General features: G+C 66.7%; 19 protein-coding genes. 10 read left to right on the top strand and 9 right to left on the bottom strand.

The features are described 5' to 3' along the window. Nucleotides 1–179: 179 nt before the first annotated feature. Together C3E99_RS13865 and C3E99_RS13860 are read right to left on the bottom strand one after the other, a co-directional pair. Nucleotides 180–2384 (bottom strand): M3 family metallopeptidase, encoded by a 2205-nt coding sequence (locus tag C3E99_RS13865; RefSeq protein ID WP_104960390.1) that lies wholly within the window; start codon nt 2382–2384, stop codon nt 180–182. A gap of 88 nt (nt 2385–2472) precedes the next feature. Then, nucleotides 2473–3342 (bottom strand): SMP-30/gluconolactonase/LRE family protein, encoded by an 870-nt coding sequence (locus C3E99_RS13860; protein WP_076076981.1) that lies wholly within the window; start codon nt 3340–3342, stop codon nt 2473–2475. Between the two features lie 196 nt (nt 3343–3538). On the opposite strand from C3E99_RS13860, the gene C3E99_RS13855 reads away from it, so the two are divergent. The 4 genes from C3E99_RS13855 to C3E99_RS13840 all read left to right on the top strand — a co-directional run bounded on the left by C3E99_RS13855 (nt 3539) and on the right by C3E99_RS13840 (nt 7345). After that, nucleotides 3539–4693: an acyl-CoA dehydrogenase family protein gene (locus tag C3E99_RS13855; protein ID WP_067106060.1), complete on the top strand. Its 1155-nt coding sequence runs from the start codon at nt 3539–3541 to the stop codon at nt 4691–4693. Nucleotides 4694–4847: 154 nt separating this feature from the next. Continuing rightward, entirely contained in the window at nt 4848–6017 is a 1170-nt protein-coding gene (locus C3E99_RS13850) for an acetyl-CoA C-acetyltransferase (RefSeq protein WP_076076980.1), read from the top strand. 106 nt (nt 6018–6123) lie between these two features. Next, nucleotides 6124–6906, top strand: a complete 783-nt coding sequence (locus C3E99_RS13845) for an SDR family NAD(P)-dependent oxidoreductase (protein WP_076076978.1) — start codon at nt 6124–6126, stop codon at nt 6904–6906. 1 nt (nt 6907) lies between these two features. Continuing rightward, a complete protein-coding gene (locus tag C3E99_RS13840) occupies nt 6908–7345 on the top strand; it encodes an acyl-CoA thioesterase (RefSeq protein ID WP_104959965.1) in 438 nt (145 codons plus the stop codon). Between the two features lie 170 nt (nt 7346–7515). On the opposite strand, the gene gmk is transcribed toward C3E99_RS13840, so the two are convergent. Further along, nucleotides 7516–8178 (bottom strand): guanylate kinase, encoded by a 663-nt coding sequence (gene gmk, locus C3E99_RS13835; RefSeq protein ID WP_076076973.1) that lies wholly within the window; start codon nt 8176–8178, stop codon nt 7516–7518. Between the two features lie 58 nt (nt 8179–8236). Between gmk and C3E99_RS13830 the strand changes: the two genes are divergently transcribed. After that, nucleotides 8237–8788, top strand: a complete 552-nt coding sequence (locus tag C3E99_RS13830; RefSeq protein WP_104960389.1) for a DUF2585 domain-containing protein — start codon at nt 8237–8239, stop codon at nt 8786–8788. 20 nt (nt 8789–8808) lie between these two features. Here the strand turns inward: C3E99_RS13830 and C3E99_RS13825 are convergent, their stop codons facing one another. Genes C3E99_RS13825 through C3E99_RS13810 form a run of 4 tightly spaced genes read right to left on the bottom strand, consistent with a single transcriptional unit; the run spans nt 8809 to nt 11407 of the window. Next, nucleotides 8809–9174: a hypothetical protein gene (locus C3E99_RS13825; RefSeq protein ID WP_076078154.1), complete on the bottom strand. Its 366-nt coding sequence runs from the start codon at nt 9172–9174 to the stop codon at nt 8809–8811. A gap of 22 nt (nt 9175–9196) precedes the next feature. Next, nucleotides 9197–10612 (bottom strand): class II fumarate hydratase, encoded by a 1416-nt coding sequence (fumC, locus tag C3E99_RS13820; protein WP_076076968.1) that lies wholly within the window; start codon nt 10610–10612, stop codon nt 9197–9199. Continuing rightward, the gene (locus C3E99_RS13815; protein WP_067106077.1) at nt 10609–10920 is read right to left on the bottom strand and encodes a hypothetical protein; all 312 of its coding nucleotides are present in this window, start codon (nt 10918–10920) and stop codon (nt 10609–10611) included. The genes fumC and C3E99_RS13815 overlap by 4 nt, the downstream gene beginning before the upstream one ends. Before the next feature lie 4 nt (nt 10921–10924). Next, nucleotides 10925–11407 (bottom strand): SspB family protein, encoded by a 483-nt coding sequence (locus tag C3E99_RS13810; protein WP_076076965.1) that lies wholly within the window; start codon nt 11405–11407, stop codon nt 10925–10927. A 97-nt stretch (nt 11408–11504) separates the two neighbouring features. On the opposite strand from C3E99_RS13810, the gene hisB reads away from it, so the two are divergent. From hisB to hisF, 4 genes are all read left to right on the top strand, one after another. After that, nucleotides 11505–12092 carry an imidazoleglycerol-phosphate dehydratase HisB gene (gene hisB / locus C3E99_RS13805; RefSeq protein ID WP_104960388.1) on the top strand — a complete coding sequence of 196 codons (588 nt, stop codon included), beginning with the start codon at nt 11505–11507 and terminating at the stop codon, nt 12090–12092. A gap of 87 nt (nt 12093–12179) precedes the next feature. Continuing rightward, entirely contained in the window at nt 12180–12785 is a 606-nt protein-coding gene (gene hisH, locus C3E99_RS13800; RefSeq protein ID WP_104959964.1) for an imidazole glycerol phosphate synthase subunit HisH, read from the top strand. Further along, nucleotides 12773–13507, top strand: coding sequence for a 1-(5-phosphoribosyl)-5-[(5-phosphoribosylamino)methylideneamino]imidazole-4-carboxamide isomerase (gene hisA / locus C3E99_RS13795; RefSeq protein ID WP_104959963.1), 735 nt, complete (start codon nt 12773–12775; stop codon nt 13505–13507). The genes hisH and hisA overlap by 13 nt, the downstream gene beginning before the upstream one ends. A 235-nt stretch (nt 13508–13742) precedes the next feature. Next, nucleotides 13743–14507, top strand: a complete 765-nt coding sequence (gene hisF / locus C3E99_RS13790; protein WP_104959962.1) for an imidazole glycerol phosphate synthase subunit HisF — start codon at nt 13743–13745, stop codon at nt 14505–14507. On the opposite strand, the gene C3E99_RS13785 is transcribed toward hisF, so the two are convergent. Beyond that, a complete protein-coding gene (locus tag C3E99_RS13785; protein ID WP_076076960.1) occupies nt 14494–15630 on the bottom strand; it encodes a beta-ketoacyl-ACP synthase III in 1137 nt (378 codons plus the stop codon). The two genes, hisF and C3E99_RS13785, sit on opposite strands and share 14 nt — an antisense overlap. Before the next feature lie 197 nt (nt 15631–15827). Between C3E99_RS13785 and C3E99_RS13780 the strand changes: the two genes are divergently transcribed. Then, a complete protein-coding gene (locus tag C3E99_RS13780; RefSeq protein ID WP_076076957.1) occupies nt 15828–16379 on the top strand; it encodes a hypothetical protein in 552 nt (183 codons plus the stop codon). 19 nt (nt 16380–16398) lie between these two features. Here C3E99_RS13780 and C3E99_RS13775 read toward each other — a convergent pair whose 3' ends face one another. Further along, complete coding sequence (locus C3E99_RS13775; protein ID WP_076076955.1) at nt 16399–17166, bottom strand: sulfite exporter TauE/SafE family protein; 768 nt, start codon at nt 17164–17166, stop codon at nt 16399–16401. Nucleotides 17167–17272: the final 106 nt, after the last annotated feature.

Below are 17272 nucleotides of genomic sequence, written 5' to 3'. Positions count from 1 at the left end.
GCGGGGTGGGCCTTTGCGCCGCCGCTGCCCACCCCCAACCCCTCCCGCCTGCGGGAGGGGAGAAGAAGCGTCGAAACCCGCCATTCCATTCCAGATCGCCCTGGCGGTCACGAACGCAGACCCGCCGGACAAGACAAAGGGGGCGCGAAGGCCCCCTTTGCTTCGCGGCCGAATGCCGGTCAGTCGGTCGGAAAGCCGCGCTTGTGCAGCAGCGCCTTCACGTCCGGGTCGCGACCGCGGAAGGCGCGATAGGCGTCGGCGCGGTCGGTTTCGTTGCCGGTCATCAGCAGGATGGTACGGAACCGGTCGGCGACGCCGCGATCCCATGGTCCCCCCGCTTCGGTGAAGGCTGCCCAGGTGTCGGCGTCCATCGTTTCGGACCACAGATAGCTGTAATAGCCCGCCGAATAGCTGTCGGAGCTGAACAGGTGGCCGAACTGCGGCAGCCGGTGCCGCATGACGATTTCCTTCGGCATGCCGATCTCGGCCAGCGTCTCACGCTCGAACGCGTCGATGTCGGTGACCGGTGTCTTGCGATCGTGCAGCTTCATGTCGACGATCGCGCTCGCCAGATATTCGACCGTCTCGAATCCTTGGTTGAACTTGGCCGACGCGAGGATCTTGTCGACCAGCGCCTGCGGGATCGGTTCGCCCGTCCGATAGTGCGTCGCATAAGTCGACAGCACTTCGGGCGTCATCAGCCAATTCTCGTTCACCTGGCTCGGGAACTCGACGAAATCGCGCGGCACGCCGCCGAGTGCCGGATAGGTCACATGCTGCAGCAGATAGTGGATGCCGTGGCCGAATTCGTGGAACAGCGTCGTCGCGTCGTCGAGGCTGACCAGCGTCGGCTCGTCCTTCGCGGCTTCGGTGAAATTATTGTTGTTCGACGCCAGCACGTTGCGGTCGCCGCCCAATGTCTGCTGGCTGCGATAGGTGGTCATCCACGCGCCCGACCGTTTGCCGTCGCGCGCGAAATTGTCGAGATAGAGAACGCCGATATTCGCGCCGGTCTTGAGGTTGGTGACCTCGAACGTCTTCACCTTGGGATCGAAGACGGGGATGGTGCCCGTATTCTCGCGAAAGCCGAGATCGTAGAGCCGCCCCGCCGACCAGAACATCGCGTCGCGCAGCTTGTCGAGCTGGAGATAGGGCTTCACCTCGCTTTCATCGAGGTCGTATTTCGCCTTGCGGACCTTCTCGGCATAATAGCGATAGTCCCATGGCTCGATGGTGATCTTCGGACCCTTGCCGGCCTTCGCCTCGGCGTCGGCGATCGCCTGCATGTCGGCGACTTCCTCATGCACGCGCGCGACTGCGGCGGGCCACACCTTCATCATCAGTTCCATCGCCTTTTCGGGCGTCTTCGCCATCGTGTCGGCCATGCGATAATGCGCATGGGTCGGGAAACCGAGCAGTTCGGCGCGCTGCTGGCGCAGCTTCAATATCCCGGCGATTGTCGCATTGGTGTCGTTCGTGTCGCCATTGTCGCCGCGGTTCACGAAGGCGCGCCACACTTTTTCGCGCAAGCTCCGGTCGGCTGCGTTCTGAAGCACGGGCTGCGCCGACGAACGGGTGTTCTTGATCGCCCATTGGCCGGGCTTGCCCTGCGCCTCGGCCGCCGCGGCGAGCGAGGCGACGAACGCGGGTTCGAGCCCCGCCAGCTCGGCCTTGTCGGTCACGAAGGTATAGAGTTTCTCGTCGGCGAGCAGCTTCGACGAGAAGGCCGAGAACAGTCCTTCGAGCTTTGCATTCAGGTCGACGAGCTTTGCCTTGTCGGCGGGCGACAGGCTGGCGCCGTCGCGCACCATCTCGTCATAGCTGCGCTCGACGATGCGGATCTGCTGCGCGTCGAGCCCGCTCGAATGCCGCGCGTCATAGACCGCCTTGTAGCGGGCGAACAGACGCGGATCGAGGAACAGCTCGGTGAAGAAGGTCGAAAGCTTCGGGCTCCATTCGGCGTCGATCGCCTCGACGCGGTCGTTCGACTTGTTCGACGTCTGCACGCCCCACAGCGCATAGACGCGGTCCATCGTGTCGCCCGCGAGCTGCATCGGGACGTGCGTATTCTCGAACGTCGGCGCTTCGGGGTTGGCGATCACCGCCTCGACCTCGGCGCGCGTTTCGGCCATCGCCTTCTGGAAGGCGTCGGGGAACAGCTCGGGATCGAGCTTGTCCCACGGCGGCACCCCCTGAAAGGGGCCGGTCCATGGTGCAAGCATCGGGTTGTCGGCGGCAGGGGCGGCCGCGGCCGGAGCGGCGGCGGGTTCGGCGGCGGTGGCTTTGCTCATCTGGCTGTCCATGCTGGCATAACCCGCAACCAGCGCAGTGGATGCGAGCAGCATCGACAGGCGGCGGGCGAGAGGGGGCGCTGGGCGCGGCATCATCGGTAATCTCCCAGGGACTTTGGTTTCGGGCGAAACCATATGGGGGAGCCTTAACCCGGGACCGCGCGGCGATGCAAGGCGGCGGTCAACCGGCGAAGCCCGGCTGGACCAGGCCGGGCACGTCGACGCGAAAGGCGAAGAGGCCGCCCGCGTGCAGCTGCTCGCGGCGTTCTTCGTCGGACAGCGCCTTGCCCGCGCTGGTGACGAAGGCGGTGCGCATGTCGGCGCCGCCCAGCGCGATCATCGACGGGCGCTGCACCGGCAGTTCGATGGTCTGGAGCAGTTCGCCGGTCGGCGACAGGCGCACGACGCGCCAGCCGTCCCACAGCGCCGACCAATAGCAGCCCTCGGCATCGACGGCGCCGCCGTCGGGGCGGCCGGTGCCTGTCTCGAACTGGTGGAACAGCCGCCCCTCGCCCAGCGAGCCGGTGACCGGATCGACGGCATAGGCGCGCAGCGCGTGCGTCGGTGTGTCGGCGTGATAGAAGGTGCGTCCGTCCGGGCTGAATGCGGCGCCGTTGCTCGTCAGCAGGCCGCCGAGCATTTTCGTCAGCGATCCGTCGGGGTCGAGCCGATAGAGCGAGGCGGCCGGGTTCGTCTTGTCGCGCGTCACGCTGCCGACCCACAAGCGCCCGGCGGCATCGACGCAGCCGTCGTTGAAGCGCTGCTCGGGGATGTCCGCGAGCACTTGTTGACCGAAGGGGCGCGGCGCTCGCCCCCAAGCGTCGATCAGCGCGCAGCCGTCCTTCAGGCCTGCGACCAGCCCGCCGCTCGCGCGCGGCGCGACGCAGCCGACCGGCTGATCGAGCTGCATCGTCTCGGTCCGTCCCGTCTCCGGGTCGGTGCGATGGATGCGGTGTGCGTCGATATCGACCCAATAGAGGCGCGATTCGCCCGCGTGCCAGCGCGGCGACTCGCCGAGCAGCGCGTGGGCGTCGAGGAGCAATTCGACCATAAGCAATGGCATAGCGCCGCCGCCCGGCACCGGCAAATCCACTCGACGAAGGAGTTTCGTGCCGTAGCGGCATTTCTACTTGACGTGGACGTAAACGTAAGGTCCATTGGTCAGCGAAGGGCGTGCTGCGGCGCGCCCGTTCTTGCGCGGACCGACTCCCCGATAACGCTCGGCCGCCCTCAGGAAAGGAAGACCCATGTCGCTCGATCATCTGTCGCGCACCGCTTATACCGAGGATCATGAAGCGTTCCGCGCGACGGTTCGCCAGTTTCTCGAAAAGGAAGTCGCCCCCAACCAGGCGAAATGGGCCGACGATGGCATCGTCCCCAAGGCGCTGTGGCCCAAGGCGGGCGAGATCGGGATGCTGTGCCCGACGGTGCCAGAGGAATATGGCGGGCTTGGCCTCGACTTCGGCTATAACGCCATCGTCGACGAGGAAAGCGCCTATTACGGCCGCGTGACCACGGGCTTCTCGCTCCAGTCGGACATCGTCGCCAACTATATCGTCCGCTACGGCAGCGAGGAGCAGAAGAAGCACTGGCTGCCCAAGATGGTCGCGGGCGAGGTCGTCACCGCGATCGCGATGACCGAACCGGGCACCGGCAGCGACCTTCAGGGGATGCGCACGACCGCGAAGAAGGACGGCAATCACTACGTCATCAACGGGTCGAAGACCTATATCACCAACGGCCAGAACGCCGACCTGATCCTCGTCTGCGCCAAGACCGATACCGATGTGCAGCCGGCGTGGAAGGGCGTGTCGATCATCCTCGTCGAGGCGGAGCGCGAAGGGTTCCAGCGCGGCCGCAATCTCGACAAGATCGGGCAGGACGAAGCCGACACGTCGGAACTCTTCTTCAACGACGTGCGCGTGCCGATCACCAACTGCCTCGGCGACGAGGGGCAGGGCTTCATCTATCTGATGAGCGAGCTGCCGCAGGAGCGCCTTTCGATCGCGGTGAGCGCGCAGGCCTCGGCGCAGCGCGCGTTCGACGATACCGTCGAATATACGCGCGACCGCAAGGCGTTCGGCAAGCCGATCCTCGATTTCCAGAACAGCCGCTTCGTCCTCGCCGACCTCAAGGCGAAGCTGCAGGTCGGCTGGGCGCACCTCGACTGGGCGCTCGCGCGCCACATGAAGAAGGAACTGACGCCGGAGGAAGGTGCTGCGGCGAAGCTGTGGCACACCGACCTGCAATGGGAGGTGATGGACAAGTGCCTCCAGCTCCACGGCGGCGCGGGCTACATGAACGAATATCCGATCGCTCGCGCCTGGCGCGCTGCGCGCGTCACCCGCATCTTCGGCGGGACGAACGAGATCATGAAGGAACTGATCGGGCGAAAGCTCTGATTTCCCCGCCCGCAAGCGGGCGGGGCCGCGAGACCTGGGAGCTTGCTCCCTGGTCGCAGCGGGGTGGGCCATCTCACCCCCGGATGCTCGCTCCGCTCGCGCCCACCCCTAACCCCTCCCGCCTGCGGGAGGGGGATCAAGAAAGGAATTCTCCATGGCTACAGCTTATATCGTAGACGCCGTCCGCACCGCCGGCGGCCGCCGCGGCGGCCGGCTGGCCGGCGTCCACCCCGTCGACCTCGGCGCCGCGGTGTTCGACGCGATCGCCGACCGCAACGATTTCGACACCAGCGTGATCGAGGACGTCATCACCGGCTGTGTGTCGCAAGGCGGGCAGCAGACGATGGACCTCGGCCGCAATGCGGTGCTCGCCTCGAAGCTTCCCGACAGCATCCCCGCGGTCACCATCGATCGCCAGTGCGGCTCGTCGCAGCAGGCGGTGATGTTCGCGGCGCAGGCGGTGATGTCGGGCACGCAGGACGTCGTGCTGGCGAGCGGTATCGAGAGCATGACGCGGGTGCCGATGGGTAGCGTCGCGACGCTGTTCATGAAGGAGGGGCTCGGCAACTACAAATCGCCGCGGCTCGAAGAGAAATATCCCGGCATCATGTTCAGCCAGTTCATGGGCGCCGAGATGATCGTCAAGAAACACGGCTTCACCAAGGCCGACCTCGACGCCTTCGCGCTCGAAAGCCACCGCCGCGCCAGGGCGGCGACCGAGGCGGGACTGTTCGATCGGGAGATCGTCCCGGTCGAGATCGAGACCGCCGACGGCAGGGAATGGCACAAGGCCGATGAGGGTATTCGCCACGACGCGACGCTCGAAAGCATCGCCGGGGTCAAGCTGCTCCAGGAAGGCGGCACGATCACCGCGGCGACGTCGAGCCAGATCTGCGACGGCGCCTCGGCGGTGCTGGTCGTGTCCGAACAGGCGCTCAAGGATCATGGCCTGACTCCGCGCGCGCGCATCCATCACCTGTCGGTGACGGCGGGCGATCCGGTCATCATGCTCGAGGAACCGCTGTTTGCGACCGAAAAGGCCTTGAAGAAGGCAGGGCTCAAGATCGGCGACATCGATGCCTATGAGGTCAATGAGGCGTTTGCGCCGGTGCCGCTCGCGTGGCTCAAGTATCTTGATGCCGATCCCGCACGGCTCAACGTCCACGGCGGCGCCATCGCGCTCGGCCACCCGCTCGGCGCTACCGGTGCGAAGCTGATGGCGACGCTGCTCGGCGTGCTCGACGCCCGGGGCGGCAAATACGGGCTTCAGACGATGTGCGAAGGCGGCGGCCAGGCGAACGTCACCATCGTCGAGCGGCTGTAAGAATCCGGCGTCGCCCCGGCGAAAGCCGGGGCCGCTATCCACATGGGCGTCACGGCGCCTGCGATCCCGGCTTTCGCCGGGATGACGAAATCAGAAAGGACATCCCATGAAACTCGATTCCACCGTTTCCGCCGTCGTCACCGGGGGCGCCTCGGGCCTCGGCGCCGCCACCGCGCGCGCGCTCGCCGCGAAGGGCGTCAAGGTCGCGATCTTCGACCTGCAGGAGGAAAAGGGCAAGGCGATCGCCGAGGAACTGGGCGGCGTCTTCTGCGAATGCAACGTCACCGACGACGCGTCGGTCGATGCCGCCTTCGCCAAGGCGCGCGCCGCGATCGGGCAGGAGCGCATCCTCGTCAACTGCGCGGGCACCGGCAATGCGATCAAAACCGCGAGCCGCAGCAAGGAAGACGGCAGCATCAAGCATTTCCCGCTCGACGCCTTCAACTGGATCATCCAGATCAACCTCGTCGGCACCTTCCGCTGCATCGCCAAGTCGGCCGCGGGCATGATGACGCTCGACCCGATGGCGGACGGCGAGCGCGGCGCGATCGTCAACACCGCTTCGGTTGCCGCGGAGGACGGCCAGATCGGCCAAGCCGCCTATTCGGCGTCAAAGGGCGGGGTCGTCGGCATGACGCTGCCCGTCGCGCGCGACCTCGCGAGCGAGAATATCCGCGTGAACACCATCCTGCCGGGCATCTTCGACACCCCGCTGCTCGGCGCCGCGCCGCAGAATGTCCGCGACGCGCTCGCCGCCTCGGTGCTCAACCCGAAGCGGCTCGGCAATCCGGACGAATATGCCACCCTCGCGCTCTGCATGATCGAGAACGGCTATTTCAACGGTGAGGACGTCCGCCTCGACGGCGGCATCCGCATGGCGCCGCGCTGACATGGCCAAACCGGAAGGCTGGCGGCTCGATGCCGCCAGCTACCCCGTCTGCGAAAGCTTCCAGACACGGTTCCAGGACATGGACGTCAACGGCCACCTCAACAATGTGGCCTTCGCGGCGCTGTTCGAAAGCGGCCGCGTCCTGCTCAACTGGCGCCTGCGCGCGCAGGGTGAGCGCGCGGCGAACGAACGCATGATGGTCGCCGCGGTCGAGATCAACTATCTGGCCGAGGGCAATTTCCCCGATCCCGTCGAGATCGCGACCGGCATCGGCCGCATCGGCACGTCGAGCTGGACGCTCATCCAGGCGATGTTTCAGAACGGCCGCGCGATCGCGACCTGCGACACCGTCGTCGTCTGCCGCACCGACGGCGAGGCGAAGCCGCTGCGCGCGGAGATGGTCGCGGAGCTGGAGGCGAATCTGGCGCGGGCGGCCTGAGGTTTCTCCCGATAGGTCGTCATTGCGAGCGGCGAAGTCGCGCGGCAATCCAGAGCGGGCGGCAACTCTCTTTTCTTCGCAGATATGGGCGGCCTCCCTTCATCGAAAGGCGCTTTGCTGCCTGCACTTCGCGTCCTTTGCAGGCCGCCAGAACTGAATGGCGATCCGCCCTACAGCGTCGGGTCGGCCTCGGGCACCGATCGGATCAGGTCGCGGGCGAAGCCGATCAGGCCGATCTGGCGGCGGCGCTTCAGCCGTTCGGCGCGCAGGATCGCCTTCACTTCGTCGAAGCAGCCTTCGACATCGTCGTTGATCAGCACATAGTCATAGCCGTCCCAGTGGCTGATCTCGTTCGCCGCGCGCGCCATGCGCGCCGCGATCACCTCGTCGCTGTCGGTCCCGCGCGACCGCAGCCGGCGTTCGAGTTCCGCCATCGTCGGCGGCAGGATGAACACGCGCACCACGTCGGGACCGGCTTCCTGATAGAGCTGCTGTGCCCCCTGCCAGTCGATGTCGAACAGCACGTCCTTACCCGCGGCGAGCAGCTCCTCGACCCGGTCGCGCGGCGTGCCGTAGCGGTGGCCGAAGACATGCGCCCATTCGAGAAATTCGCCGTCGGTGGCCATCTGCTTGAAGGTGTCGACATCGACGAAATGATAATCGACCCCGTCGCGCTCGCCCGGACGCATCGGCCGCGTGGTCGCGGAGATCGACAGCGCGATGTCGGGATCGGCGGCGAGCATCTTTTTCGAAATGGTGGTCTTGCCCGCGCCCGAAGGCGACGACAGAATGAAGAGCACGCCGCGGCGGTGAAGATGGACGCTGTCAGCCATGCGGGCTCATTGCGCGCGCGCGGGCGCCGGTCAAGCGGGAAGGGGCATCATGGCGGGAATGACGCGCGGGGGTTGGCTGGTCGCGGCTGCGCTGCTGGCCTTGCTCGCCGCGATCCTGATCGCGATGGGACGCCCGCCGATCTGTCCGTGCGGCACCGTCAGCCTGTGGCACGGGGTCGTTCAGTCGAACCAGAACAGCCAGCAGATTTCGGACTGGTACAGCTTCAGCCACGTCATCCACGGCTTCCTCTTCTATGGCCTGTCGCGCTGGCTGATGCCGCGCGCGCCGCTGTCGGTCGCGCTCGCCGTCGCGATCGGCATCGAAGGGGCGTGGGAGATTCTCGAAAATTCGCCGATCATCATCGACCGCTATCGCGAGGTGACGATGGCCTATGGCTATGCGGGCGATTCGGTGCTCAATTCGGTGAGCGACGCGGCCTTCATGCTGCTTGGCTTCCTCGCTGCGAGCCGGATGCGCTGGCAGACGACCGTCGCCGTCGCGATCGCCTTCGAACTGTTCACCCTGTTCGCGATCCGCGACAATCTGACGCTCAACATCCTGATGCTCGTCTCGCCGGTGGAGGCGATCAAGGACTGGCAGGCGGGCTGATCCTCGATAGCGAAGCGGTTTTAGTGAACCGACGGCTGTCCATTCGTCTCGACCGGCAACGCCGGGGGCAGGGCATCGCCAAGCCGTTCGCCGTCGGACGCCGCGCTGTCGACACCGGCATAGCTGTCGACCACGCCTTCGCGCGTCAACCGGTCGCCGATGCGATGCGCTTCCTCGGCAGCGCGGCGCTGTTCGGCGCGTTCGGCCCATTTCTTGGTGAGGTAGGCGGCGGCCGCGGTCGCGGCGAGCACGGCATAGCGTTGCGGGAACATCCGCCGCGCCACGAACAACGTCCCGGCGCCAATCACGGCACCTGCGACTGGGTGATTATTCTTGCGGCGCCCGATCGCGCTGCCGAGCACGCCGCCGACGATCCGTCCCATCATCTTCACGATCCTTCCTCTCCCATCAATCCGCGACGCGGCCTTCGGGTTCCGGACTGAGCATATGGCGCGGGTCGACGACCCGGTCGAAGGTCGCCGCATCGACGAAACCCAGCGCCAGCGCCGCTTCGCGCAGCGTCGAACCGGTCTCGTGCGCATGCTTGGCGATCTTGGCTGCCTTGTCATAGCCGATTTCGGGCGCCAGCGCGGTGACGAGCATCAGCGAGCGCTCGACCAGTTCGGCGATTCGCGGGCGGTTCGGCTCGATCCCGGCGACGCAGCGGGTCGCGAAGCTTTCCATGCCGGTCGCGAGCAGATCGATCGAGCGCAGCACATTGGCGCCGATCAGCGGCTTGAAGACGTTGAGTTCGAGATGGCCCTGCATCCCGCCGACGGTCACCGCCTGATGGTTACCGATCACCTGCGCCGCGACCATCGTCAGCATCTCGCACTGGGTCGGGTTGACCTTGCCCGGCATGATCGAGCTGCCGGGCTCGTTCGCGGGCAGGTCGATCTCGCCCAGACCGGCGCGCGGGCCGGAGCCGAGCAGGCGGATGTCGTTGGCGATCTTGGTCAGCGCGACCGCGAGCGTGTTCAGCCGGCCCGACAGGTCGACGAGCATGTCGTGGCTCGCCAGCGCCTCGAACTTGTTCGGCGCGCTTGCGAAGGCGACGCCGGTGATCGCTGTCATCTCGGCCGCGAAATCCTCGGCGAAGCCCGCGGGCGCGTTGAGCCCGGTGCCGACCGCGGTCCCGCCCTGCGCAAGATGCGGCAGGGCATGCTGCACCAGCGGTTCGGTGCGCGTCCGGCACAGAAGCAGCTGGGCGTGATAGCCCGAAAATTCCTGCCCCAGCGTCAGCGGCGTCGCATCCTGCAAATGGGTGCGGCCGATCTTGACGATATCGTCCCACGCCTCCGCCTTGGCGCGCAGCGCCTCGATCAGCACGTCGAGCGCCGGCAGCAGGCGGCGGCGCATCGCCAGCGTCGCGGCGACGTGCATCGCGGTCGGAAAGCTGTCGTTCGACGACTGGCCGCGGTTGACGTCGTCGTTGGGATGCACCGGCACCTTGCCGCCGCGCGTGCCGGTCAGCATCTCGTTGGCGCGGCCGGCGATCACCTCGTTGGCGTTCATGTTGCTCTGAGTGCCGCTGCCCGTCTGCCAGATGACGAGCGGGAACTGGTCGTCGTGCTCGCCGGCGGCGACTTCGGCGGCGGCGGCCTCGATCGCGTCGGCTTTTTCGGGGGACAGGCCGTGGCGGCGGTTGACCCGCGCCGCCGCCTGCTTGACCAGCGCGAGCGCGTGGACGATCCCGACCGGCATCCGCTCGCGAGCGCCGAAGGGAAAATTCTCGATCGACCGCTGCGTCTGCGCCCCCCAATAGGCGGCGGCGGGCACCGTGATCTCGCCCAGGCTGTCGCTTTCGATCCGCGTGTCGTTCATAGGATCAATATCCTCGTCACCATCACCGCCCCGGCCCAGATCAGCGCGACGAGGCTGAGCAGCTTCCAGAAACCGCGCTCGCCGACCCGCGCGCGCAGCCACGCGGCGACGATCCAGACCAGCACCAGCGCAGGGGTCAGCACCAGCAGGCTGAAGCGCAGCAGCCCGTCGGCGATCTGGCCGCGGGGATAAGGGCCCTCGAACAAGGCATAGCCCTCGACCCCCCACCAGAAGGCGGCGGTCAGCACGACCATGCCCGCAAGAGCCCAATATTGCCAGAAGCGCGACGGCGGCCAATTGTCGGCCACGGCGCTATTTCTTCTTGCCGAAGTCCACGGTCACCACGTTCGACCCGTCCTCGGCCGATACGTCGGGGCGGTCGTTATGGGCTTCGTCATGCGGTTCGGGCGCTTCCATATCCTCGTCGCTGACCTGGAACTGGAGCCCGAAATCGACCGACGGATCGACGAAGGCGGTGATCGCCGCATAGGGGATCACCAACATCGACGGCGTCTGGTTGAACGACAGGCCGACGCTGAAATGATCCGATTCGACCTTCAGGTCCCAGAAGCGGTTCTGGAGCACGATCGTCATTTCGTCGGGGAACTTGGCGACCAGATGCGCGGGGATCGACACGCCTGGCGCCTGCGTCTTGAAGGTGATATAGAAATGATGCTCGCCGGGCAGGCTGTCCGATCCGACGATCTGCGACAGCACGCGGCCGACCACGGCGCGCAGGGCGTCCTGCACGATCTCGTCATAGGGAATCAGGCTGTCGCGGACATCGTCACTCATGGGCGAGGGGGATGAACGGCGCGCGGGCGATGGTCAAGGGGGGTCGAGAGCGGAGAGTCGCCTTGCAACGCGAAAAGTCGCTGCTATGGCGTCGGCCATGCGAACCGCCACCGTCCAGCGCACGACCCGGGAAACCGATATCGCGATCACCGTCGATCTCGACGGCAGCGGCACCTATTCGGTATCGACCGGCATCGGCTTTCTCGACCATATGATCGAGCAGCTGTCGCGCCATTCGCTGATCGACATTTCGATGACGGTGAAGGGCGACCTGCACATCGACCAGCACCACACGGTCGAGGATTCGGCGCTCGCGCTGGGCGATGCGGTTGCCAGGGCGCTCGGCGACAAGCGCGGCATCGCCCGCTATGGCGAGGCGCATGCGCCGATGGACGAGACGCTGACGCGCTGCATCCTCGACATTTCGGGGCGGCCGCATTGCGTCTGGAACTCGGGTTTCTCGCAGCCGCGGCTCGGCGAGATGGATACCGAGCTGTTCCCGCACTGGTTCGCCAGCTTCGCGCAGGCCGCCGGGATCACGCTGCACATCGAAACTCTCTATGGCGAGAACAACCACCATATCGCCGAGAGCATGTACAAGGCGCTGGCGCGCGCGCTGCGCCAGGCGGTCGAGATCGACCCGCGCAAGGGCGACGCGATTCCCAGCACCAAGGGCGTGCTATGACGCGCGTCATCCCAGCGAAAGCTGGGATCGCCCGCGTTCCGGCGGAGCGCCAACGACCCCAGCTTTCGCTGGGGTGACGGGACGGATATGACCATCGCTCTGATCGACTATGGCGCGGGCAATCTTCGCTCGGTGCATAATGCGCTGATCGCGGCGGGGGCGGAGGATGTCGCCGTGACCGCCGACCCGCGGACGATTGCCAAGGCCGACCGCATCGTGCTGCCCGGCGTCGGCGCCTTTGCGGCGTGCATGGACGGCCTGTCGGCGATCGAGGGGCTGATCGAGGCGATCGAGCGGCGCGTGCGCGGCGAGGGGGCGCCGTTCCTGGGCATCTGCGTCGGCATGCAGCTGCTCGCCGACGCGGGCGAGGAGCATGGGCGGCACCGGGGGCTCGGCTGGATCGGCGGGACGGTGCACGCCTTCGATCCGCAACCGGGCCTGCGCATCCCGCACATGGGCTGGAACGACGTGGTTCCGGCCGTCGCGCATCCGGTGATCGCGGCGGGCGAGGCCTATTATCTGCACGGCTATCATTTCGCCGACGCCGTGGACGTGCTGGCGACCAGCAGCCATGGCGGTCCTTTCACGGCGGCGGTCGGCCGCGACAATATCGTCGGCGTGCAGTTTCACCCCGAAAAGAGCCAGGCCTATGGCCTCGCCACCCTCGAAAGATTTTTGGCATGGCGGCCCTGACGATCTTCCCCGCGATCGACCTGAAGGGCGGGCAGGTGGTGCGGCTGGCCGAGGGCGACATGGCGCGCGCGACCGTTTACGGCGACGATCCGGCGGCGCAGGCGCGGCTGTTCGCCGCGGCGGGCGCGGACTGGCTGCATGTCGTTGACCTCGACGGCGCCTTCGCGGGGGAAAGCGTCAACGGCGCGGCGGTCGAGAGCATCATCGCCGCGTTTCCGGGCAAGGTGCAGGTCGGCGGCGGCATTCGCGACCGGGCGGGCGTCGATCGCTGGCTGGCACGCGGTGTCGAGCGGATCATCATCGGCACCGCGGCGCTGAAGGACCCCGAATTCGTGAAATCCGCCGCGCGTGCGCTGCCCGGACGGATCGTCGTCGGGGTCGATGCGAAGGATGGCATGGTCGCGACCGAGGGCTGGGCCGACGTCTCCGATGTCCGCGTCGCGGATCTGGCGCGCCGCTTCGAGGATGCCGGCGTCGCGGCGCTGCTGTTCACCGACGTCGGGCGCGACGGGCTGCTGAAAGGCTGCAACGTCGAAGCGACGGTGGCGCTGGCGCAGGCGGTCGACATCCCAGTGATCGCGAGCGGCGGCGTCGCGGGAATCGAGGACATTCACGCGCTGCGTCCGCATGTCGCCGACGGCATCGAAGGCGTGATCACCGGGCGGGCGCTTTACGACGGGCGGCTCGATCTGGCGCAGGCGATCGCGGCGGGGCGGCAATGAGACGCGCCTCCATTCTCGACACAGGCCCGTGGGGATTCGGAGTTCGGCGCGCTGCCTCATCCGTTCGTCATACTGAACTTGTTTCAGCATCCATGGCCGGACCTTCCCTTTTGTGCTGCCTTTCATTCGAGGGCAGACCATGGACCCTGAAACAAGTTCAGGGTGACGAAAGGGAGAAACTGCGCAGAAACCCGAATCCCCACAGACCTACGAACGGATTTTCAAGGTTGGCGCCATGACCGTCCGCGTCCGCGTCATTCCCTGTCTCGACGTCGCCGACGGCCGCGTCGTCAAGGGGGTCAATTTCGTCAACCTGCGCGACGCCGGCGATCCGGTCGAGGCGGCGCGGGCCTATGACGCGGCAGGCGCCGACGAACTGTGCTTCCTCGACATTTCGGCCAGTCATCAGGGGCGCGGCACCCTGCTTGACATGGTCGCCCGCACTGCGGAGGTCTGCTTCATGCCGCTGACCGTCGGCGGCGGGGTGCGCAGCGCTGAGGATGCGCGCGCGCTGCTGCTCGCGGGCGCCGACAAGGTCGCGGTGAACAGCGCCGCGGTGGTGCGTCCCGAACTGGTCGCCGACATCGCCGACCGCTTCGGCAGCCAGTGCGCGGTGGGCAGCATCGACGCGCGGCAGGTCGATGCGGGGCGATGGGAAATCTTCACCCACGGCGGGCGGCGGGCGACCGGGATCGACGCCGTCGCGCATGCGGTGCGGCTCGCCGGACTGGGGGCGGGCGAACTGCTCGTCACCAGCATGGATCGCGACGGCACGAAGGACGGCTATGACCTCGCGCTCACCCGCGCGATCGCCGATGCGGTTTCGGTGCCGGTGATCGCGAGCGGCGGGGTCGGCAACCTCGACCATCTCGTCGCCGGAGTGATCGAGGGCGGCGCGAGCGCGGTGCTGGCCGCGAGCATCTTCCACTTCGGCGAGGCGACGATCACCGATGCGCATGCCCGGCTGGCGGCGGCGGGATTGCCGGTCAGGTCTTCCTGACGAACACCGTGCCCGCCGAATAGCCGGCGCCGAACGAGCAGATGAGGCCGGTGTCGCCCGCCTGCATATCGTCGTGATGCAGGTGAAAGGCGATGATCGACCCCGCGCTCGACGTGTTGCCATAGGTGTCGAGGACGGTCGGGCTTTCGTCGTCGCTCGCTTCGTGGCCCAGCACCCGCTGCGCGATCAGCCGGTTCATGTTGGTGTTTGCCTGATGCAGCCACAGTCGGCGCATGTCGGCGCCTTCGAGCCCCAGCTTCGCCATTTCCTCGACGATCATCGCCGCGACCATCGGGACGACTTCCTTGAATACCTTGCGGCCTTCCTGGACGAACAGCTTGTCGGTCCTCGGTCCCGACTGGTCGATGCCGCCGTGGGCACGGTTGAGGAAGCCGAAATTGTTGCGGATATTGTTCGAGAAGACCGTCTTCAACTTCGTGCCGAGGATGTCCCAGTGCCCCGCGGGCGCCAGTCCCTTGTCCTCGATCAGGATCGCGGTCGCGACGTCGCCGAAGATGAAGTGGCTGTCGCGATCGCGCCAGTTGAGGTGCCCCGAACAGATTTCGGGGTTCACGACCAGCACGCTTTTCGCATGGCCCGCCCGGACATAGTCGGCGGCGGTCTGGATGCCGAAGGTCGCCGACGAGCAGGCGACGTTCATGTCGAAGGCGAAGCCGTCGATGCCGAGCGCCTGCTGAATCTCGATCGCCATCGCGGGATAGGGGCGCTGCATGTTCGACGCCGCGCACAGCACCGCATCGACATCGGCGGCGTCGCGCCCCGCGCGGGCAAGCGCGTCCTTCGCCGCCGCGACGCCGATCTCCGCAAGGATCGACACTTCGTCGTTGCCGCGCTCGCGCAGCCGCGGCGCCATGTGCGCGGGGTCGAGAATGCCCGCCTTGTCGACGACGTGGCGCGACCCGATGCCGCTGGCCTTTTCGATGAACTCGACGCTCGATTCGGTCAGCGCCGGGATTTCGCCCGCTGCGATCGCCGCCGCATTGTCGCGATTGTAGAGGGCGACATATCGGTTGAAGCTGGCCACCAGTTCTTCGTTGCTGATGCGTTCGGCGGGGGTGAAGAGGCCGGTGGCGGACAGGACCGGCTGCTGTGGGTGCGACATGGATGACCTGCGTGTCTTTTGTTGTTCGGGGACAGCCTGTTGATTAGGCCGCGGCATCGCGGCGCGCAACGCCCGTCGCAACAGGCTGAACGATCGCCGACATCATGGTTAACCGACTGCTAACTATCGGGGTGGCATGGTGCGCGGTGCAGGCCTCCGGGGGGATGGCTCCCCGGGCGCTGAGCGGGAGCACGACCATGGCCACGCGTTCAGGACCGGCAGCCGGCGATCTGTCGCTCGCGGAGATCAGGGAATTCGCCGCCTTCCTTCCGGGCACCCAGCGCTATATCCGCCGCTCGCTCGACATCGGGCTGGAGCGCGACGACGCGGTTGCGCGCTGGTCGCGCGATCAGGTCGAGGAAGCGGCGATCCGCGTGCAGGCGAAGGTCTATGGGCGGCTTGGCGCGATCCGTGCGCATATTCCGGAGGACAGCGGGCTCGACGCGCTGGAGGGTTTCATGGCGCCGCTGGTCGCGGTGTCGGCCTTCGACCTCGGGCAGGATCGCCTGCCGAGTTTCCGGGCCTATCGCTTCCTGTACGAACGATTGCTGGGCGCGCATGCGCGGCCCTGGCTGCCCGGTGCCTTCTGCGCCGCGGCGGCGTTGCCGCACCTCCATCCCGACAAGCGCAAGGCGCTGCTTCAGTCGATCGGCGAATCGGCGGCCACCGCGCCGGGCTGGTCGGCGCGCGAACCCAGCTTCTATCCCGAATGGGTCGACAAGATCGACGAGACGCGGCCGGCGAACTAGCGCCAAACAGCCCCTCCGGTCATAGCAGCGCTCGCCACAGGCCGAAGGCGCTGGTCAGCGTCAGGACGACGCCGACGAGGATCAGCATCAGCTTGGGCGAGAAGCGCTTGGCCATGAAGGCGCCCATCGGTGCCGCGATCACCCCGCCGATCAGCAGGCCGAGCGTCGCGCCCGCGATGTCGGCGAGGCCGAGGTGCCAGATGAAGGTGGCCGATACCGCGAGGGTCAGGAAGAATTCGACGCTGTTCACCGTGCCGACGACCTTGCGCGGCTCGGCGCCCTGGACGAGCAGGTTCGAGGTGACGACCGGTCCCCAGCCGCCGCCGCCCGCCGCGTCGAGGAAGCCGCCGACGAGGCCGAGCGGTGCGATCACCTTGGGCTTGCGGATCTTCGGCGGATACAGGAGGCCGCGGACGAGCAGCCAGACGCCGACCAGGATCAGATAGGTCAGCACCATCGGCTTGACCACCGCGCCGTCGATCGACGACAGCAGATAGGCGCCGGTCACGCCGCCGATGATCCCGGGAACGAGCAGGCGGAAGAAAAGCCCCCATTCGATGTTGCGGTGGATCAGGTGGCTGATGCCCGACACGCCGGTCGTGAACACCTCGACGACATGGACGCGCGCCGACGCGGTGGCCGGGGGCACGCCCATCACCGCGACGAGCAGCGTGTTGCAGATGACCCCGAATGCCATGCCGAGCGCGCCGTCGACGAGTTGCGCGGCGAAACCGATCAGAATGAAGGGCAGGAGCGCCGACGGATCGAGCGCCGAAAGTTCAAGCATGATTTCATCCCAACTGTTTTCGTTGAGAAGGTGCTGCCGCGATTCTACGGCGAACGCCAGTACAGTTTTTCTGCTGCCGTTGAAGGGAAGGGTTTCCGCGCCCAGC

Origin of the sequence: Sphingopyxis sp. MG (genome assembly GCF_002953155.1) — a bacterium.
GTDB classification, from domain to species: domain Bacteria; phylum Pseudomonadota; class Alphaproteobacteria; order Sphingomonadales; family Sphingomonadaceae; genus Sphingopyxis; species Sphingopyxis granuli.
This window is presented reverse-complemented; position numbering and strand designations above follow the sequence as displayed.